General features: G+C 35.7%; 11 protein-coding genes, 6 tRNA genes, 2 rRNA genes, 1 other RNA gene and 3 pseudogenes. 9 read left to right on the top strand and 14 right to left on the bottom strand.

Annotated features, from left to right (window positions below; all coding sequences use genetic code 11):
- Positions 1 to 151: 151 nt before the first annotated feature.
- The gene (locus tag AC0N0V_RS02860; RefSeq protein WP_474462029.1) at positions 152 to 640 is read right to left on the bottom strand and encodes a TetR family transcriptional regulator C-terminal domain-containing protein; all 489 of its coding nucleotides are present in this window, start codon (positions 638 to 640) and stop codon (positions 152 to 154) included.
- Between the two features lie 142 nt (positions 641 to 782).
- Between AC0N0V_RS02860 and tnpB the strand changes: the two genes are divergently transcribed.
- Complete coding sequence (gene tnpB / locus AC0N0V_RS02855) at positions 783 to 1,154, top strand: IS66 family insertion sequence element accessory protein TnpB (RefSeq protein WP_474462028.1); 372 nt, start codon at positions 783 to 785, stop codon at positions 1,152 to 1,154.
- Positions 1,155 to 1,244: 90 nt separating this feature from the next.
- Positions 1,245 to 2,812: pseudogene (gene tnpC / locus AC0N0V_RS02850) on the top strand (IS66 family transposase).
- A 235-nt stretch (positions 2,813 to 3,047) separates the two neighbouring features.
- Here tnpC and AC0N0V_RS02845 read toward each other — a convergent pair.
- The 3 genes from AC0N0V_RS02845 to AC0N0V_RS02835 all read right to left on the bottom strand — a co-directional run bounded on the left by AC0N0V_RS02845 (position 3,048) and on the right by AC0N0V_RS02835 (position 5,222).
- Positions 3,048 to 4,205, bottom strand: coding sequence for a sensor histidine kinase (locus AC0N0V_RS02845; RefSeq protein ID WP_474462027.1), 1,158 nt, complete (start codon positions 4,203 to 4,205; stop codon positions 3,048 to 3,050).
- Complete coding sequence (locus AC0N0V_RS02840) at positions 4,189 to 4,881, bottom strand: response regulator transcription factor (RefSeq protein ID WP_474462026.1); 693 nt, start codon at positions 4,879 to 4,881, stop codon at positions 4,189 to 4,191. Before AC0N0V_RS02840 ends, AC0N0V_RS02845 begins: the two co-directional genes overlap by 17 nt.
- Before the next feature lie 68 nt (positions 4,882 to 4,949).
- The gene (locus tag AC0N0V_RS02835) at positions 4,950 to 5,222 is read right to left on the bottom strand and encodes a hypothetical protein (RefSeq protein ID WP_474462025.1); all 273 of its coding nucleotides are present in this window, start codon (positions 5,220 to 5,222) and stop codon (positions 4,950 to 4,952) included.
- 330 nt (positions 5,223 to 5,552) lie between these two features.
- Between AC0N0V_RS02835 and AC0N0V_RS02830 the strand changes: the two are divergent.
- Together AC0N0V_RS02830 and AC0N0V_RS02825 are read left to right on the top strand one after the other, a co-directional pair.
- Positions 5,553 to 5,762, top strand: a pseudogene (locus AC0N0V_RS02830) (hypothetical protein); the annotation flags it as partial.
- Positions 5,763 to 6,977: 1,215 nt separating this feature from the next.
- Positions 6,978 to 8,174, top strand: a complete 1,197-nt coding sequence (locus tag AC0N0V_RS02825) for a hypothetical protein (RefSeq protein ID WP_474462024.1) — start codon at positions 6,978 to 6,980, stop codon at positions 8,172 to 8,174.
- A 392-nt stretch (positions 8,175 to 8,566) separates the two neighbouring features.
- Here the strand turns inward: AC0N0V_RS02825 and AC0N0V_RS02820 are convergent, their stop codons facing one another.
- The 4 genes from AC0N0V_RS02820 to AC0N0V_RS02805 form a co-directional block, all read right to left on the bottom strand.
- Entirely contained in the window at positions 8,567 to 9,709 is a 1,143-nt protein-coding gene (locus AC0N0V_RS02820) for an MFS transporter (protein WP_474464420.1), read from the bottom strand.
- Positions 9,710 to 10,439: 730 nt separating this feature from the next.
- Positions 10,440 to 11,408, bottom strand: coding sequence for a tyrosine-type recombinase/integrase (locus AC0N0V_RS02815; protein WP_474462023.1), 969 nt, complete (start codon positions 11,406 to 11,408; stop codon positions 10,440 to 10,442).
- A gap of 115 nt (positions 11,409 to 11,523) precedes the next feature.
- Positions 11,524 to 11,877, bottom strand: a transfer-messenger RNA (tmRNA) gene (ssrA, locus tag AC0N0V_RS02810).
- Positions 11,878 to 12,389: 512 nt separating this feature from the next.
- Entirely contained in the window at positions 12,390 to 12,695 is a 306-nt protein-coding gene (locus tag AC0N0V_RS02805) for a YciI family protein (protein ID WP_474462022.1), read from the bottom strand.
- 203 nt (positions 12,696 to 12,898) lie between these two features.
- Between AC0N0V_RS02805 and AC0N0V_RS02800 the strand changes: the two genes are divergently transcribed.
- From AC0N0V_RS02800 to AC0N0V_RS02780, 5 genes are all read left to right on the top strand, one after another.
- A tRNA-Gly gene (locus tag AC0N0V_RS02800) sits at positions 12,899 to 12,972 on the top strand.
- A 6-nt stretch (positions 12,973 to 12,978) separates the two neighbouring features.
- Positions 12,979 to 13,055, top strand: a tRNA-Arg gene (locus AC0N0V_RS02795).
- Positions 13,056 to 13,060: 5 nt separating this feature from the next.
- Positions 13,061 to 13,136: transfer RNA gene (locus AC0N0V_RS02790), tRNA-Pro, on the top strand.
- Between the two features lie 10 nt (positions 13,137 to 13,146).
- Positions 13,147 to 13,221: transfer RNA gene (locus AC0N0V_RS02785), tRNA-Gln, on the top strand.
- A gap of 3 nt (positions 13,222 to 13,224) precedes the next feature.
- Positions 13,225 to 13,300 (top strand) — tRNA-Lys (locus AC0N0V_RS02780).
- A 63-nt stretch (positions 13,301 to 13,363) separates the two neighbouring features.
- Here the strand turns inward: AC0N0V_RS02780 and AC0N0V_RS02775 are convergent.
- The 6 genes and pseudogenes from AC0N0V_RS02775 to AC0N0V_RS02750 all read right to left on the bottom strand — a co-directional run bounded on the left by AC0N0V_RS02775 (position 13,364) and on the right by AC0N0V_RS02750 (position 18,373).
- Positions 13,364 to 13,636, bottom strand: a complete 273-nt coding sequence (locus AC0N0V_RS02775) for a hypothetical protein (protein ID WP_474462021.1) — start codon at positions 13,634 to 13,636, stop codon at positions 13,364 to 13,366.
- A 353-nt stretch (positions 13,637 to 13,989) separates the two neighbouring features.
- On the bottom strand, positions 13,990 to 14,583 hold the full coding sequence (plsY, locus tag AC0N0V_RS02770; RefSeq protein WP_474462020.1) for a glycerol-3-phosphate 1-O-acyltransferase PlsY: 594 nt from the start codon (positions 14,581 to 14,583) through the stop codon (positions 13,990 to 13,992).
- A gap of 157 nt (positions 14,584 to 14,740) precedes the next feature.
- A pseudogene (locus AC0N0V_RS02765) lies at positions 14,741 to 14,941 on the bottom strand (IS1595 family transposase); the annotation flags it as partial.
- Between the two features lie 155 nt (positions 14,942 to 15,096).
- Positions 15,097 to 15,171: transfer RNA gene (locus AC0N0V_RS02760), tRNA-Glu, on the bottom strand.
- 5 nt (positions 15,172 to 15,176) lie between these two features.
- A 5S ribosomal RNA gene (gene rrf, locus AC0N0V_RS02755) occupies positions 15,177 to 15,293 on the bottom strand.
- Positions 15,294 to 15,472: 179 nt separating this feature from the next.
- Positions 15,473 to 18,373: ribosomal RNA gene (locus tag AC0N0V_RS02750) — 23S ribosomal RNA — on the bottom strand.
- Between the last annotated feature and the right edge of the window lie 96 nt (positions 18,374 to 18,469).

The following is an 18,469-nucleotide window of genomic DNA, read 5'->3' as shown; positions in this document are numbered from 1 at the left end:
AATTTATTTCCACTCCAGACCTTTCGGTCTAATATGAATAAAAAAAATCAGTCAATCTTTTTTGACCGTTTAGTCTAATATGAGTAAAAAAAATAAATATTTTTTATTTTTGACTATTCATCTAATTTTTTTATAAAAAATCACCAATCGATTATAAACGGATCATATCAATAGTAATATTTACAACCTGTTCAATTGAAGATACTGAATCACCCATTCTTTCAGCAACTTTAACACCCTTGAATGCATTAGCTAATATTTTTGTTATTTCTTCCAGTGAAAATTTCTTTGTAATCTCCCCTCTTTCTTGTCCAATCTGTACAACATAACCTAAACGCTCTTCAAAACCCTCAAACATCTTATTAACCTCTTGGAAAACATGAATATCCTCTTTATTAAATTCTAAAGAAGTATTTATAATCAGACATCCTTTTGGAAGTCCTTCTTGTTGCCCTAATGGAGAAATCATTTTTGCTAATATTGCAAGCGTTGAATTCCCACTTTGCAAATCTTTTTTAATTGCAGCCTCACTTGAATTCAGAGTTCTTTCACGATACATTTGCAATGCTTTCAAAAAAAACTCATATTTGTCTCCAAAAGTATCATAGATGCTTTGCTTATTCAATTTAGTTGCTTTCATTCATTCTAGATAAAATTGAGCCAAAGCCAAATCCAGGCAAATCAGATGATTTTCAAGTATTCTTCAAAAACATACAGATAACAGTTCCAAGCAACTTCAACGAAAATTCTTTAGCAGGACTAATGAAAGTTCTGCAGCGACTATGATGCACCATATAGCCAATGAGGCTGAACATATATATCTTGCACTTGGAGCAACAGATTTCCAAAAACAACAAAATGGACTTGCTGCATTAGTTTCATTGAAGTTTAAATTAGATCCTTACTGCGGAAAAAGTGTCTTCTTATTTTGTAATAAAAAACATAGCTCGCTTAGAGCTTTAAGATGGGATGGAAATGGTTTTATCTTGGTTACAAAATTTCTTTCTGATGAAATGAAATTTCAGTGGCCAAAGAATCAAGGAGAAGTAAGAGATATAACAAAGCGCCAGCTTGAATGGCTTTTGGAAGGATTGCAGGTTGATCAGAAAAAAGCACATAAAGAAAGTATTGATACTGAGGAAATGATTTTTTAATATCTCCTAAAAGATAGGAAAATAGCCACCTTTCTGGTATAATATAATTGTCATATTAACCAGAAAGGAGCCTTAAAATGCAGTATTCAGATGAAAAAAGATCAACGAATTAAAGAACTTGAAAATGAAAATAGAAAACTGCAGGAAAAGGTACAATCTCTGGAGCATAATGTAGAAGTTCTAACTCAAGCAGTGTTACATGCAGCAAAACAGCGTTTTGGAGCATCAAGTGAGAAAACACCTCAGATATACGGACAATGCTTTCTTTTTGGTGAACTAATTGATGAAATTCTAGATGAAGCTAAAAATAAAATTATAAATATCAAAGAACATAAAAGACCTATAAGGAAAAAAGGTGACAGGGAAAACTTGATTAAATCGCTGCCACATGAAGTAGTTGAATGTGTTCTTAATGAAGAAGAAGCTGTGTGTAAAATCTGTGGCAGTGAACTTGAGATAATAGGAAAGAAAAAAGTAAGATCTGAAATGGAATATATCCCAGCAAAGCTGATAATGAAGGACTACGTCCAATATGTATATAAGTGTATCGAATGTGGTAAAAATGATACTAATCCGTATGATTCTATATACTGTGCTACTGCGCCAGCACCTGTGCTTACGCACTCTTTTGCTTCGTCTTCAATTGTGGCATGGGTAATGTATCAAAAATATGTAATGTCAATACCACTATATCGGCAGGAAAAGGATTTTAAAAGAATGGGAGCTGGGCTTAAAAGAGACATGATGGCAAACTGGATGATTCGTAGCTCTGAATATTGGCTAAAGCCACTATATGATGAGATGCACAAGCTACTCTTAAAATGCAGTATTATCATGAGTGATGAGACAACCTGGCAGGTGAACCACGAAAATGGCAAGAAGGCGTCCAGCAGATCTTTCATTTGGATACATCGAAGTGGCAATTGTGAAGGACCTCCAATAATTTTATACAAATATACCAGAACCCGCTCAGGTGATCATGCAAAGAAATTCCTTGAAGGTTTTCAATGTTATCATGTAAGTGATGCCTATGCTGGATATGAAAAAGTGGAAGGAATTATACGTTGCCTTTGTTTCAGCCATCTAAGACGATATTATATCGATGCTATTCCATTAGACTCTAGAAAAAAGAAATTCCAGGATCAGGCGGAGCCATTGGAAGAGCTTATTGTGATAAACTTTTTAAACTAGAAAGAAAATAGAAAGAGTTATCGCCTGTGGAAAGAAAAAGGAATAGACTCATACAAAGTTTCCCTGTATTGGATGCCTTTTTCGCATGGGCTGAAAAAACTTTCACTAATCAAGAAAACTTAAAAAAAGCTTTGAAATATACACTAAATCACAAAAAATATTTCACCAATTTCTTGCTTTATGGAAGAATCCCCTTATCCAATAACTTATCTGAGATTGCCATAAAGCCAGTAGCAATTACACGAAAAAACTCATTGTTTTCAGACTCAACTGCGGGAGCAGAAGCATCAGCAATCATATTTAGCATTGTGAATACGGCAGCAGCTAATAATTTGGATGCATATAAATATCTTGAATACCTCTTCCGAAGACTGCCAAATAGTAATTTTGCATCAAATTCTTATGTGCTTGATAAATATTTGCCATGGGCAGATAAGGTACAGCTTGAATGCAGAATAAATAATTGATATGTGATGAAATTCAGGTATCATAATTATCATCTAACCTCATTTAGTTTTAATTAACGTCGACAAATTGTCATCACAGCGGCATCATAATTCAGTTTCAAATTTTTGCTTAGAAAACTTATGGTTTTCTTTTAGATTTAAAAACTTCAGTCATAGCTATCCTAGAGTATATTATCAAGATTTAAATCTGGTTCTAAAGTCTTAACTTCATTTCTTATCTCATTCTTAAAATCTTTTAAAATATCTTTTTAAGTTGATGTGAAACCACAAAGCATGTACCAACTCCAACTGTACTTTCTAGTTCTATTTTCCATCCGTGTTTTTCAATGATTGATTTAACTATGGACAATCCTAATCCTGCTCCAGCAATCTTTCTCGACCTTGACGGATCAACTCTATAAAACGGCTCAAATATTTTATTAATATTTTCTGCTGGAATTCCAATACCTGAATCAGAGATGATGATTTTTTTCACATTATTCTCTACCAATGTCTTAATTTCAACTTTTCCATTAGTGATGTTGTACTTCATAGCATTTTCAATCAAATTAAAAAATGCTCCATATATAAGGGTTTTATTTCCTACAATTGTACTAAATCCAAACTCATGGACAATGTAGATATTTTTATCATTACATATTGGCTGTAATTCAGTTTCTATCTGTAAAAATAATTGTTTTAAATCTATCTCATCCGCAACATCTATGCAACTTTCATTTGTAAGTACAAATAAATCCTCTACAATATTCATTAGTCGTTTTGTATTGCGTTCTACCATTTCTATTGTTTCCGTATATTCTTCAACTGTAGGTTCCACATCAAGATGCAGAACCTGTATACCAGCGTTCATGATAGAAAGTGGAGTTTTTAGTTCGTGTGATACACTGGAGGAAAAACGTTTTTGCCTTAAAAAAGATTCATTTAGTCTTTCTAACATTGCATTATAAGAAGTTACTAAGCTTCCGATTTCATCCTTAACAATATAAGTTGGTATTCTACCTTTAAGATTATGTTCTGTAATATTAATAATAGAATCATTTAACTCCTGCAAAGGTTTCAAAGCTTTCCCTGTAATTATATAAGTAGCTATCATTCCTATACTGGAAAAAATGATTAAATATATATAACTCCAAATATCAAACTGTTTTTTTGCTAGAAGCACTTGAGCTGATGGAGTTGCTTTGAATTTTATAGTATTATTCTTTTCCGCTTGCAACAACTCTGCTTCGCCAGTGTTAGGATCTTTTGTTATGGCAATTTCATTTGGCAATATAAATTTGTTCCGAGCATTATACATACTAGATAATGTTAAAAGCACAGATATTGCAAATAATATTGCCCCTGTTAAGAGGGTGATTCTCATTCTAATAGAAACCTTATTCAGTAACTTCATTATTATCCTCCATTAAAATATAACCTTGTGACCTAATATTTTTTATATACTCCACATTACATCCTAATTCATTCATTTTCTTCTTTATTGAGTGGATATGATACTTTAAAGAGTTTGAAAATAAATCTGCTTCGCTATCCCATACATGCTCTATAAACTGTTCTGTGCTTATTACCATATCTTTATTAAAAAAGAGATACTCTAATATTTCATATTCTTTTTTTGTTAACAGCAGCGAGGACTGACCAAGGTAAGCAGTTTTGGAAACTGTGTTTATTTTAAGATCTCCACATATCAGCACTGTTGATTTTTGTGTAAAGGACATTCTCAAAAGCATCCGTATTCTTGCCTCTAGTTCCTTATAGTCAAATGGTTTAATTAGATAATCATTGGCTCCCATATCTAAACCTATTACCCTATCTTCTATATCGCTACGGGCAGATAAAATAAGTACTTTAGAACTCATGTCCTTTTCCCGTATTACTTTTAAAACCTCTAATCCATCCAGCTTAGGCAGATTTAGGTCTAGAATAATTAAATCATATTCATTGATTTCATACAGATATACTGCTTCTTCACCATCGTAAGCATTATCTATTGCATATCCAGTTTTTTTCAAACCTTTTGATATAATTGCGGCTAACTCTTCTTCATCCTCAACTAAAAGTAATTTCATCTTGTTGTACTCTCCTCTGCATAGTATAAAAAAATGAAGCAGCAGCAAATATAGCTACTGCCTCAAAACTATTTTACTTTATCTGTATCAGCCTTTGCAGGTTCAGCTTTGCTAAGATTAGCATTGTCAATCTTATCTGTTGTAGTTGTTTTTATATTAATACCGTCTTCAGATTTGCTTATAAATATCTGGTCAGGCTTAACTGTTGTAACTGCTGCTGAAGTCTTAGCTGGTTTATCAGATTCTGTTGATGCAAATGATACCGTAGACGTTGCTGCTACCAATATTAATGCTGCTAGTGAAGTAAAACCGATTGTTTTCATTTTTTTTGTTATATTCATAATATAACCTCCTGCTATAATTTTTATTTTGTAAGATTGCAATCTATGCACCTAGTATATCAAAATAAAAGTTAGGAGAAGGTTAGTTTTATTATAACAATAAATAAACTTAAATTCCATATGTCGCTCTGTGAGAATATACCTATAAGTTGATTTTATGAATGCTTTATCTTCGGTTATATGTTTTAGACTTTTCTTTTTCATCAATATATTGTTTGTTTTTGAATTTACATGCTTGCTAGGAAACCTTGGTTGGGTAAAAATATTTATATAATTAAAGAACCTAACAATAATCTAACTTTACACAGTTTCAAATGATAATTTAAAGATATTGTTTCGTTCCAGCCATTACGTTTATTATTTAATTCAATCTATTATAGCGAAAATAAAGATGAAAAAAGAATAAATACTGACGAAATGGTATCCCGAATCGGTTCTTAGAAGGATACTAACCTTCAAATGAAATGTGGAAGAGAAGTTGTTAAACTTATAAATGTTTATATTTCAGAAAAAATCTCATCTAATCAAGAAAAAACTCTCAGATTCCAAAAGATATGGTTAGGTTAAGAGTAAGTAAAGATAGTCATGATATCCCAGATGATACCATTGAGAGAAGGATTTTTTTGGGTACGTTATGTGTTCCAGCGCTTACCTTCCTTTTATGATTTCCGGATTAAGATCAGCAATTGATGAGGTAAAATAGTTATAAAAAAATCCACGACATTTCTGTCGTGGATTTTATGGTGGAGGCGAGGGGTGTCGAACCCCTGTCCGAAAGCAGGTTATAACCGTCCTCAACCCAGTATTATCAGTGTGTTTCACAGTTTATTTACTACAGTCCTATTTGGAGCGTCCGTTTTTGTGTCTTTTCCTGTTATTATTATTTTACCATACAGAAAGTTGAAAGTACATGACAGAAAACATTTACAGTCATCTCCGTTTGTACAGTTGTAAAAAAGAAGGAACAAGAAAATAAGTCCCTGCCCCTAACACTGTATTTCCATGGTGTTTTCCACAGACTATTTATTTTCCTATTACCTTTACCACAAAATAATATAATGAAACAAAACGCAACTAATAATATTTTTAAAAATTGATAACCAGTTGATAGTACTGTGTTTTACCAATTTTTTCATAACAGTGTGTTGCAATTATTTATGAACAATATTGTCTACAGATAAAACATTCGATGGCACATTATCATATCTTTTAATATTTGATAACAGTATTGTATTGACGAGTTTATGTGACCTCCGCAGTTATCATATTTTGTTATCAGAATTAGCTTGAACTATCATATATCAATTCACCATATATTCTTTCAAAACTATATATAAAATCATCAAATAAGATAAAGTTACTCCCACCCCTACAACGGGTAACATATCCCATTTATACTATCACCTTGCCTATCTACCGTATACAAATCAAAAATAACTTTCCCTATGTTGTCATAACTTAACATCCACCTCTACACCGCCTGTAATTCCCATGTCACAATCGCCTTTTAGTGCCTACATATATTATGTAAGGGTGTTAAGAACACGATAGGTAAGGATTTAAGTACCTCTATCTACCGTTACTTACCATGTCATATATAAGCTTTTTAATACTCATCATTTATGATAACACACAAGGTAGGAAATAAAATAATAAACGAAAACACAAAGGAAGAGAGGAACAGAGGAAATGAGAAATATAATAGTAATTGACAGCATTATGGGCAGTGGTAAAACAACATGGGCTATTCAGTATATGAGAAGCGAGATGGATAATCTTCACAAGTCATTTATTTATATTGCCCCCTATCTAACAGAAATAGACCGCATACAGCAATCACTCCCAGAACTGGACTTTAAGCAACCGCTAGCTAAAAACAGCAAAGGAAGCAAGATTGAAGGAATAAAGACGCTTCTTCGTGCAAGAGAAAACATAGCAACTACCCATAAACTGTTCCAAATGTTTGATTTGGAAGTATTAGAACTATTAAGGAAACACAGTTACACTCTTATTTTAGATGAAGTAATAGAGGTTGTTGAAAAGTTTGAGTTTAGCGAAGAAGATGAAGAAATTCTTACAGAAGCAAAGGTTCTAGCTGTAGAAAATAACTGGCTACAGTGGAAAAAAACAGATTACAAGAGCCGTACACTTCGCCACCTACAGCAGAAGTGCCAGTTTAACAATATTTACAAGTATGGCAAAGAGTTCTATCTGTGGACATTCCCCAAGTCGCTGTTTGAAGCTTTTGAGGAAACCTATCTATTAACTTACATGTTTGATGGTAGTTATCAGAAGTATTACTTCGATTTAATGGGATTGCAATATGAAAGGAAGTCTGTGGAAGATGGTGTGATTACAGAACATAATCCTAATCAAGTAACAGAAGAAATTAGGAAACTACTGGTCATATACGAAGGTAAAATGAATATTGTGGGAGAAGGCTGGTATACTCTTTCCAAAACAGATATAGAAGGCAAGTCAAAGATAGCCACTAAATATAATCCTAATTACTCACAGGAAGTTAAGGAAGAATTGAAAGCCAACGCATATAACTTCTTTAGAAATGTAGCAAGAACTAAATCAGATGAAAATATGTGGACATGTCACAGTGACCTTGAGAAGGAATTAGGAGGAAAGGGATACACCAAGGGCTGGGTTGCTTTTAACTGCCGTGCTACTAATATGTACAGCAATAAGACATCATTAGTGTATTTGATGAACAGATTTGAATTGCCCCACATTAAGAACTTCTTCACCAATAATGGCATAGAAACTGACAGTGATATGATAGCCCTTGCGGAGTTAGTACAGTGGATATTCAGAAGTTCCATTAGAAATAAGCAATATATTTATCTATACATTCCAAGCGAAAGAATGAGAAGCTTACTGGAAATGTGGCTGGACAATGAATTATATTTCAGCAAAGACTATGTTAACCTAACAGAAGACTAACATGCTATCATTGTACACTTCTGAAATTACTTCTTTTTAATATACAAAAGTGCTAAAATTGAAAATGAATATAGTAGTATCAGGGTTTGCAGGCTTTTTCCCTTAAAGGAATATATAACAGTAATAACAATATCTCTTATCTATATGTTGTAAATAAGGAAGAATGAACATTTATAAAATATAATAACACTGATAGCATAAAAAAGAACTTTGTCATATACAATAATTATTAGTAAGATGTGCAGAAAAAGACAGGGGATAACTGCTCCCCCTGCTTGCTGTACTGTTTAATTCGTTTAAAAAGAATAATATGTCTTAAAAAATGAGATATAAAGTGCTATTTTGAAGCTTTAAATACAACTTAATCTTTTCAAATAGTTTATACTACGATTTTATTTCCTTATGGAACATATTAAACTACCGATTAATGCTATTCCACTGCAGATAAATGGCAAGATATAAAACCCAAACTTTGCAATCACAAAACTTCCCAACATAGAACCAAGCGTAATCCCAATATATAATGCTGTGTTGTTTAAGGCAAGTGCCATTCCACGAGTTTCTGGGAATTCTTCTGCTAAACGAGCTTGATATGAAGTAAAGGAGGAATATCCAACAAGTGCCCACAAAAACAACAAAAAATAAACCAAAGTTCTTGATGAAAAGAAAATGCCTAATAGTACAAGTATGCCGATAAGCATGGCTGTACTGAATATTGATAACATTCTTGCACCAATTCTATCAGTAACTCTCCCACTGGATAAACTACCAATTACAGCCCCCATACCATAGGCAGTAATTGAAGTTGTAAGTTCACCTGAAGAAAAATGATTATATAAAACCAATCCTGTTCCAAGAAATACATAAAGAGCATACATTGCAATGGCCCAAAAAGTAGTTGCACTAACTGCAAATATAATTTTTATTGGACTGCCTTTTGTCAATTTTTCTGCTAAATGTGCTTTATTTATTGATGCCCAAACCCTAAGGTTTAAGATTGATAGAAAAAAAGCAATTATAGCTAAAGATATAAAAACAGAACGCCACCCAAGAAATTGTTCTAACAGAGTCCCGATAGGTGCTCCTGCCCATAAAGCCATAAGATGTCCAGATACTACTACAGAAAGCCATGTACCCCTACGTTCAGGTAATGCTATATCGCCAATAATTGCGTAGACTAACGGGGTTATAGACGCAACAGATAAACCAGCAAAAATACGACTGATTATTAACATGGTGAATGTAGAAGAAATAGCTGTTAAAAAATTAGATAAGCAAAACGATAATAAACCAAAAACAATGAAAAGACGGCGGCCTTTGTGATCTGAAAGCCACCCAAAAAGTGGCGCACTAATAGCATACATAAGTGAAAACACGGTAACTATCCACCCTGCAACAGCAGGAGTTATTTTATATTCTTTAGCAATAAATGGTAACAAAGGAGATGTAACAAATAAATCAGTGCCAATAATAAATAAGGTAAGCCACCCTGTAAGAAGATACATGGTTTCTTTTAGGCTAAAACGCACATTCATCACCTTTAAATAATATTACATTAGTTAGTTTATGAAAATGAAATATTTAAAGTGCCTGCTTCTGATATAAACACTTCACTATTTCGCATAATCTTACACATGCGAATTAACCTTTTCAATACTTATACTATAATATTCTACCATAAAATATATAAAAAAACAGTAGCGCGCAGTTTAATCTCTGCCCTCCTGTACTTCGTAGACTTCCTGCTACTCTACTGGTTAGGTAGTTGATACAAAGTGTAATTATTTCGGATATTGCAGAAGTCCCTTATATATAATATAGATACTCCTTTGATATCCGATTTTTTACATATACCATTTTCTGTATTTTCAGCTATCGGATACTATATCCGAGCAGGCTTATCCCATCATATGGAAGAAGGTATACCAGCATATTCTGCTGTATTTCATACATTTGTTTACAATTACTTTAACAGTAATTAACAACAGCATTATATTCCTGTAACTTCAGCAATATGAAAACCATACCTCGAATGCTGAATGACCCCCACAACGGTGACATGTGGGAAATATGGCTGGGACAAGACTACAGAAAATATTTGCAGTGAATTGAAACTTTTGGTGACAGTTATGATAATAAAAAGACAGTACCCCCACCACTGGAAGCACTATCTAATAATACTTGCTTTTGCCTATAGAATTTTTTCTGATGAAATTAAAACTTGAACAGTAAAAAAGAGCAGTAGTTAAACTGCCCTCATGTGTTCTACAAGTCTGATAAAGTATCCTTCTGCATTGCTTTCTGCAAGTCTTGCAAATTATTGTGGTAATATCCCATTGTAATTTCCAGAGAACTATGTCCTGCTATTGACTTTACATCAAGCGGATTACTGCCATTCTTAATTAAATTAGTTATTGCGGTATGTCGTAGTTTATGAGCGGAAGAGCTCTTGTCTAATCCTGCCTTTTTGCCATAGTCAATTAACTGCCCTTTAATGTGGCTTAAATTTATCCTATCATGTGATACGCTGGATAGAAACACATATTCACTGCCTATATCATTTGAAATCTCTATAAGCTTCTTTAAATAGACTATAAGCTTGCTATTCAATGGAACTGCTCTCTGTGTTCTGTTCTTTGCTGTTTCGCCATTGATGATTATAAATTTATCTTTTAAATTGATGTCCTTAACTCTGATATTAATTGTTTCGTTTATTCTTGTACCTACTGACAGCATTAAAAGTATTAGCGTATAATCTCTTAATCCTGCGTATGACTTCATATTGATTACTTTTAATAACTCCTTTATATCTGAATTGGTTAAGGGTTCTTTTTCGTTCCTAACTTCCCTTACCTTCTTAACCCTCTCATTAATCCTATCCTTTACATATCCTTCTTGCTCCAAGAACTGCAAATATACTTTTAAATACCTAATACGGATATTAACAGTATTGGGGCTGACATTCTCCAACATGAACGAAATATAACTTCTAATCAAGTTTATACCATATCGAACTGACTTATCCGAATAGACTTCATTAACATAGTTATTCATGTACAGGAAACATCTGTCATAATCGTATAAACTGCGTGGGGAAAGGTTTTGCGACCTCTTATATATTAAGAAATCCTTCTGTTTATCCATGAAATCTTGTACTGTAAAATAGGTTGCTTTTATTTCTGTTTCATCCCCTATCGGACTGAAACTGTTGTTTAACATTAGTCTTTTAGCCATTTCAACACCTCTAAAATAAAAAAATTACAGTTCGGACACAGAAAATTTCTTCCGTATCGGACTGTAATTCATTACTGTTAAAGTTGCTGTTACATGCTGAAAATACTGTTATGTAGAGTGGAGGCGAGGGGTGTCGAACCCCTGTCCGAAAGCCGTAATACCTGAGCATCTCCGAGTGCAGTCCTTAGTTTAATATTCCCTCTACCAGGCGCCTAAGGACAGGCTTCTGATTTTAGTAGCTTCATAAATTCCGTTTCCAGCTCAAAGCTTTGCTGGACTCGGTTCACCGCTGTCGACGCCCTATCCTAAGCCGCGGTACTCAAAGGTAGAACGTAGCAGACTAAGCTGCTAATGCAAAATTATCGTTTGCGTTTATCTTTAATCCCATAGTTTTTTAACGCGGGTCCACAGGTTCCCTCGACTCGCTTCCCAGATACAACATACCCCCGTCGAAACCAAATACGCCCCCATATTATCAAATATAACACTAGAGTTATAAGTGTATCTAAAAAATCTATAAACGCATTTTTGTTAAATTATTTAATTTTAAACTCTCAATATCAGGTACATTTATCTACCTGACAGTTATTATGATACACTATAAAGTGGAAGTTATCAATGGTATTATTTAACCTAAATTAGTAATGTTTTTCATCATTGCTTTATGTAAGTTTTTTAGCTTAAATACTTAGGAATCAAAAATAATAAAGTATGGTACTCTACTTATTATCATATTATAAAATTCATTAGTTTCTTATTGGTCCAAATCTTAAATTATTTTCTATTTTATTAAATATATATATTATGTTACATGTTTTGTATGCACATTTTATTTCTTTATATCCTTTTACTTTTAAAGGGCATAATGATATACTTTTTAAAATTAAAAAGATATAAATTATAGGGTGACAACCTAAAAGATCATCTTCTCATAATTTATATCAATATTCATTTTAAAAACTTAATAAACTCTTATTCTACTTACCTATGCATTCCTGCAAATATCGGAGCAACCTTACAAGGTTTAATATCAATTTTCTCCCACACATTGCCTATAACATATGGTTCATTCTTTAGATACTCGTCAAGCTTCTCTCTTGTAGGAAACTCCATAACCATAACTGATCCTACCATTTTTTCATTTTCATCGATTAGTGCAGTGGCATATAAAAGCTTTCCTTCATTAGCCATTGATTCAGCAAGACTTAAGTGCTTTTCACGAGCCGCTAATCTTCTTTCAAGTGCCCTCTCATCATTCCCATCATAACCAGTAAGTACAAATTGCATAAAACAATCCCCCTTTTTATTATTGTTATTTATTATATCAAAAAAAACATAAATTTATCAATGATTGCTAAAAAATTATTTTTAAAACAATAGTTGACAAAATACTACACTTATCTTATAATATATAATTGTGTTAAGGAATTATACACAAAACAATTAAACAGGATTAGAGAATGTTTATTTTGTTTCCTAGATTTATATATGCGGGTGTAACTCAATGGTAGAGTGCTAGCCTTCCAAGCTAGTTACGAGGGTTCGATTCCCTTCACCCGCTCCATTATACGCGTCTTTAGCTCAGTTGGATAGAGCAACGCCCTTCTAAGGCGTGTGCCAGGGGTTCGAATCCCTTAAGACGCACCATGTATCGGGGTGTGGCGCAGATGGGAGCGCGCGTGGTTTGGGACCATGAGGTCGCAGGTTCAATCCCTGTCACCCCGACCACTAAAAATATTGGGATATCGCCAAGCGGTAAGGCACCAGACTTTGACTCTGGTATTCGTAGGTTCGAATCCTGCTATCCCAGCCATTTGGTTCACTAGCTCAGTCGGTAGAGCACATGACTTTTAATCATGGTGTCCGGGGTTCGATTCCCCGGTGAGCCACCAATAATAAAAAAACTCAACAAAATTGTTGAGTTTTTTTACTATACCTTTCTATATCATCACTCTTTAATCACAACTTCCCCCTGAATCACAGCTTCCACTGTCACAACCGCAATCACTACATTCACAGCTATCATTATAGTTACAACCGCTGTTATCACTGTCGAAGCTACTACTTAACATATTATAATTATAATCATGTAAAGTACTATCATTAAAATCATTTGAACTAATATCTGGGGTTCCTTTATCTTTTATTCCTCTACGCTCCCTCTTTATCATATGAATCATAATTACAGGAAAAATCAATAATATTATAGAAACTAAAACAAAGAACATGCTAAAATCCCCCTTATAATATTTTAATAATTAAAATTTGAATATTTCATATAATCATGTGAATAAATATATAAATATCTATTTGAACTTTATCATCAGTTTAAAGCTATGTTAAATTCATCTGCACTACCACCGTAAAAGTATCTCTATGGTGCTATGAATCTACACTATCACTATATGATAACTTTAACAATATTTCTAATGATATATCTATAATACTCAAATTTTACAAAGTATTGTTACATTAAAATTAATGATTTGATCCTATAATCTATCCCATATCAAAACTACCTGAAGTCGTTAGTTTCAAAAGAAATACGAATAAAAATATGATTGTATATATAATTTAACTATTATTTTTCTTCGTTATTTATAATTCTTATTAGATTATCTTTGTGTCTAACTATCATTAAAGCACAGGCTATTGTAGTAGAAACAACTATTGAAATGGGGAATTTCATAATAAAACACATAATAGGTATTGTTACTCCTATTGCAATTGACCTAACAGAAACTATACTCGTAAATAGACGCAATATAAAGTGAACTGCGACACCAATTAATGTTGGAACTGGTGCAACCAAAATAAATGCACCAAGAGTTGTATTTACACCTTTGCCACCATTAAATTTGAGAAATGGAGTATAATCATGTCCCAAAACTACTGCTATTGCAATAATAGCGATAAATGTATTAGATGATATTGGTAAACTTATAGTTTTAACCAAATACATCCCTAAAACTACAGGAATTACTCCTTTTAAAATATCAATTATCTGAGTAATAATAGATATCTTAGTTCCTGCAATTCTTTTAACATTTGTTGAACCTATATTTCCACTACCTTTAGTTCTTATATCAACTTTACATAGTTTTTTAGTAAGTAGATATCCTGTTGGGATTGAACCACACAAAAAAGATATTACAATTGTTATTATGATAATCATTTCTTTCACCTTAAATTCATTTTATTTTTATTTGTCTAATCTAATCATTGTAGATAGTTATACTTGTTTATTATAACATAATAATCATAATATATAGCGCATTATATGTATACCGGCTCTCTTTTACTTTGATATAGGAATTCGTTATATTACTTTAAATAATAAAATTTTTAGCCTTGATTATTTTTTCTTCTGTATTAAATAATTTAAGCCATTTAACATAGTTGCTTATGTATTTTGCCGCAACACTATTAAACCTTTTCATCCATTTTTTTAAATTGATATGTAGGGCATTAATATGTCGAATATGATATATGCCTTCTTTATGTTTACCTCTTTTTACATGTTTCTGTTCTAATTTTTTAAATAAATATCTATTTTCAACAAGGTTTTAAAACATATCCTAAAAATGAAGCAAGATAGGTACTTAATTAGAAATACCTACCTCAACTATTAACACAGACTTTTGCAAATAAAAAAACCTTATAAACATATTATTGTTTACAAGGTTTTTGGTGACCCCTAGGGGAATCGAACCCCTGTTACCACCGTGAAAGGGTGGTGTCTTGACCGCTTGACCAAGGGGCCATATTACCTAGCAGCGACCTACTCTTCCACACAGTCTCCCGTGCAGTACCATCGGCACTGTGAAGCTTAACCATCGTGTTCGGAATGGGAACGGGTGTAGCCTTCACGTCATAACCACTAGATTCGCAAAAATTGCTATAAGCTTCGCATTTCTGCGTCAAATCCTTCGCTGTGGTGCTCATTTACTGAAGTAAACTCTGCTCCTCGCTCAAGCTTTTCCTTGAACTGCTCGCTTCTATCAATTTTTATTGTTACTTTTTATTTGAAAGAATTGTTCTCTCAAAATTGCACAGTGATATATTAGGTCAAGCCCTCGACCTATTAGTATCAGTCAGCTGAACATGTTACCATGCTTACACCTCTGACCTATCAACCTTGTGTTCTTCAAGGGGTCTTACTAGCTTACGCTATGGGAAATCTTATCTTGAGGTGGGCTTCACGCTTAGATGCTTTCAGCGTTTATCCCGTCCCGACATAGCTACCCAGCTGTGCTCCTGGCGGAACAACTGGTGCACCAGAGGTCAGTCCATCCCGGTCCTCTCGTACTAAGGACAGCTCCTCTCAAATTTCCTACGCCCGCGACGGATAGGGACCGAACTGTCTCACGACGTTCTGAACCCAGCTCGCGTGCCGCTTTAATGGGCGAACAGCCCAACCCTTGGGACCTACTTCAGCCCCAGGATGCGACGAGCCGACATCGAGGTGCCAAACCTCCCCGTCGATGTGGACTCTTGGGGGAGATCAGCCTGTTATCCCCGAGGTAGCTTTTATCCGTTGAGCGATGGCCCTCCCACGAGGTACCACCGGATCACTAAGCCCGACTTTCGTCCCTGCTCCACTTGTTTGTGTCGCAGTCAGGCTCCCTTCTGCCTTTGCACTCTACGAACGATTTCCAACCGTTCTGAGGGAACCTTTGGGCGCCTCCGTTACTTTTTAGGAGGCGACCGCCCCAGTCAAACTGCCCACCTAACAATGTCCCGTGACCAGATTCATGGCCGCCGGTTAGAATCCCAGTACTGTCAGGGTGGTATCCCAAGGACGACTCCACAAAGGCTGACGCCTCTGCTTCGCAGTCTCCCACCTATCCTGTACAGACAATACCGAGACTCAATGCTAAGCTACAGTAAAGCTCTACGGGGTCTTTCCGTCCAATCGCGGGTAGCGAGCATCTTCACTCGCAATACAATTTCGCCGGATTTGTTGTCGAGACAGTGCCCAAGTCATTACGCCATTCGTGCGGGTCGGAACTTACCCGACAAGGAATTTCGCTACCTTAGGACCGTTATAGTTACGGCCGCCGTTTACTGGGGCTTAAGTTCACACCTTCGCTTGCGCTAAGTGTTCCCCTTAACCTTCCAGCACCGGGCAGGCGTCAGCCCCTATACATCAGCTTTCGCTTTAGCAGAGACCTGTGTTTTTGCTAAACAGTTGCTTGGGCCTATTCTCTGCGACCACCTTGCGGTGGCACCCCTTCTCCCGAAGTTACGGGGTCAATTTGCCGAGTTCCTTGACAACAATTCTTCCGCTGGTCTTAGGATTCTCTCCTCACCTACCTGTGTCGGTTTGCGGTACGGGCACCAGTTCACTCCATAGAGACTTTTCTTGGCAGCGTGGAATCAGATACTTCGCCCAAAAGGGCTCCCCGTAACACCTCAGCATTGACTAGACGGATTTGCCTATCTAGTCTGCCTAAGTGCTTAGACGCACATCCAATAGTGCGCACATCTTATCCTCCTGCGTCATCCCATTTGTAATAACGCAAACTGGTGGTATCGGAATATCAACCGATTGTCCATCACCTACGCCTTTCGGCCTCGGCTTAGGTCCCGACTAACCCTGAGCGGACGAGCCTTCCTCAGGAAACCTTAGGTTTTCGACCAATAAGATTCTCACTTATTTCTCGCTACTTATGCCAGCATACTCACTCCTGTACAGTCCACCGCTCCTTACGGTACGACTTCAACCCATACAGGAAGCTCCTCTACCACTCACCTTACGGTGAATCCATAGCTTCGGTGGTAAGTTTTAGCCCCGAACATCTTCGGCGCAGGATCTCTCGACTAGTGAGCTATTACGCACTCTTTAAATGAGTGGCTGCTTCTAAGCCAACATCCTAGTTGTCTTAGAAATCCCACATCCTTTTCCACTTAACTTACACTTTGGGACCTTAGCTGATGGTCTGGGCTGTTTCCCTTTTGACCACGGATCTTATCATTCGTAGTCTGACTGCTTTGATTCAAGTATATGGCATTCGGAGTTTGATAGGGTTCAGTAACTGTTGTCAGCCCCTAGCCCATTCAGTGCTCTACCTCCACTACTCATTCAAAACGCTAGCCCTAAAGCTATTTCGAGGAGAACCAGCTATCTCCGAGTTCGATTGGAATTTCTCCGCTATCCACAGCTCATCCCATGGTTTTTCAACACCAATGTGGTTCGGTCCTCCACGGAATTTTACTTCCGCTTCAACCTGTCCATGGATAGGTCACCCGGTTTCGGGTCTACGACATGCAACTTTTTGCCCTATTCAGACTCGGTTTCCCTTCGGCTACGTATCTTAAATACTTAACCTTGCTACACATCGTAACTCGCTGGCTCGTTCTACAAAAAGCACGTCGTCGCAGGTAAAACTGCTTCGACTGATTGTGGACACACGGTTTCAGGTTCTATTTCACTCCCCTTCCGGGGTTCTTTTCACCTTTCCCTCACGGTACTGCTTCACTATCGGTCACCAGTTAGTATTTAGCCTTGGGAGGTGGTCCTCCCTGCTTCCCACAAGGTTTCACGTGTCTCGTGGTACTCTGGATCAGATCTAGAAGTTTTCATTTTCATCTACAGGGCTGTTACCTTCTATGGCGGAGCCTTCCAGCTCTCTTCAATTAATTCCTACTTCCTTTTATGATCTGTCCGCAACCCCAGGAACAAGTTCCTGGTTTGGGCTCTTTCCCTTTCGCTCGCCGCTACTTAGGAAATCGATTTTTCTTTCTCTTCCTCCGGGTACTTAGATGTTTCAGTTCCCCGGGTCTACCTCTATAAACCTATGAATTCAGTTTACAGTACATAGCGTTAGCTATGTGGGTTGCCCCATTCGGAAATCTCCGGATCGCAGGCTATTTGCGCCTACCCGAAGCTTATCGCAGCTTATCGCGTCCTTCATCGGCTACTGGTGCCAAGGCATTCACCATGCGCCCTTTGTAGCTTGACCTTAAATCATAATTCTACAAAGGTATATATACCTTTAGCTTTACTTTGTTTATGTTAAATAACTTTCATTATTTAACGCTTATCACTGTGCAATTTT

The sequence above is a fragment of the Clostridium sp. CS1-1 genome, from assembly GCF_056135525.1.
Note: the sequence above shows the minus strand (reverse complement) of the source record. Positions and strands in the feature narration are given on the sequence as shown.